Here is a 1,533-nt window from a genome sequence, read left to right on the forward strand (position 1 = left end):
CAGAGGTCGAGCGCGTGCTCACCGGTGGTGCCGGGTCCGGGGTGTACAAGCCGATCAGTGGGCAGGAGAGCGCGCCGAACGCTTTTGAGGCGGCGGGCAGTGTGATCCTCGCTGCCGGGAACCGTTTCCTGTTCGCCACGAACGGTGGTGACAACTCCGTTTCCAGCTTCGGTGTCGCTGAAGACGGGAAGCTCACGCTGTTGGACGTGAAGCGGACGGGGAACATCGTCGACGGGCGCAGCGGCACGGCGAAGTCGCTCGCGTTCTCGTCGGCGACCGGAACTTTGTACGTGCTGCACTCCTTCGGCCCCGAGCATGTGCGGCTGATGAGCGTCGACGCCGAGGGCCGGCTTTCCGCGCGTCCCGAGGGTTACACGGTGAACACGCCGGAGAAGCCGTTGCGGGTGTCGACCATGGTGGTGCTGTCGCCGGATGGGCGGTTCCTCGTGGTGGGCACCACGTTCGACGAGCCGGCGGAGGCGAACCCGGACGGTTCGCCGATCCTGTGGGCGGACCAGGGGGACGGGTCGAAGAAGTCCGTCGCGTCCAACGCGCCGGACCCGGACGGGATCATTGTTTTCCCCGTGCGGGACGACGGTTCGCTGGGCGAGGGGATGTTCCAGGACGGTGGTGGCGGTTCGCCGTTCTACCCGGCGTTCCTGCACCACCGCCCGGACCACTTTGTGATCGGCTACGCGGTGGCTGACGGGGTGGCGCTGGCCACGCTCGACGACCGCGGTCAGATCGGTACCGGCCCGGTCGTGAAGATCGACACGAGTGCTGGGCTGCCCTCGGAGCTGTGCTGGCTCGCGGTCTCGCCGGATGACCAGTGGGTCTTCGCCACGAACTTCGGGTACAGCAACATCAGTACTTTCCGTATTGACGGCGATGTTGTTTCCCTGGTGCACGACTCGGCTTGCCCGAAGGTGCCGGGTGATGGCACCTTCCGTGCTTTGAACGGTACGGTGAGCAGTGGCCCGAGCGACAGCTGGCTCAGCCCGGACGGTGCTCACCTGTATCAGATTTACGCCAACGCTTCGAAGCTCATGGCGTATGCGGTCCAGCCGGACGGCTCGCTTGCCGAGGTCGGCAGCGCGGAGATCCCGTACAACAGCCCGCAGGGCCTCGCCGGGTTCTGAGATGACGGCGGAGACCGATCCCGGCGGACCCCGCATCGAGACGTGGGTGTCCTCGTTGATGCTCAGCCCGCGGGAGATCGAGAAACTGGTCATCTACCAGGTGGCCGATCTCGCCCGCAGGCGGAAGGACCGGGGTCTCAAGCTGAACTTCCCCGAGTCGATCGCGCTGATCACCGAGGCATTGCTCGAAGCAGCTCGTGACGGGATGTCGGTCGCCGAGGTGACCGAACTCGGCAGGCAGGTGCTCACGCGCGAAGACGTGCTGCCCGGCGTGCCGGAGATGGTGAACATTGTCCAGGTCGAAGCCACGTTCCGGACCGGAACGCAACTCGTGGCCGTGGCCAACCCGATCCCTTAGGGGCAACGATGATTCCGGGTGAGTGGTTGCTCTCCG

2 protein-coding genes are annotated in these 1,533 nt (G+C 65.9%); both read left to right on the forward strand.

Annotated features, from left to right (window positions below; genetic code table 11):
* A partial coding sequence (locus ACWEOE_RS42110) for a hypothetical protein (protein WP_452019455.1) occupies positions 1 to 1,139 on the forward strand: 1,139 nt, incomplete at its 5' end.
* A 55-nt stretch (positions 1,140 to 1,194) separates the two neighbouring features.
* Complete coding sequence (locus ACWEOE_RS42115; protein ID WP_452019457.1) at positions 1,195 to 1,497, forward strand: urease subunit gamma; 303 nt, start codon at positions 1,195 to 1,197, stop codon at positions 1,495 to 1,497.
* The last annotated feature ends 36 nt before the right edge of the window (positions 1,498 to 1,533 follow it).

The organism is Amycolatopsis sp. NPDC004368 (genome assembly GCF_053602515.1).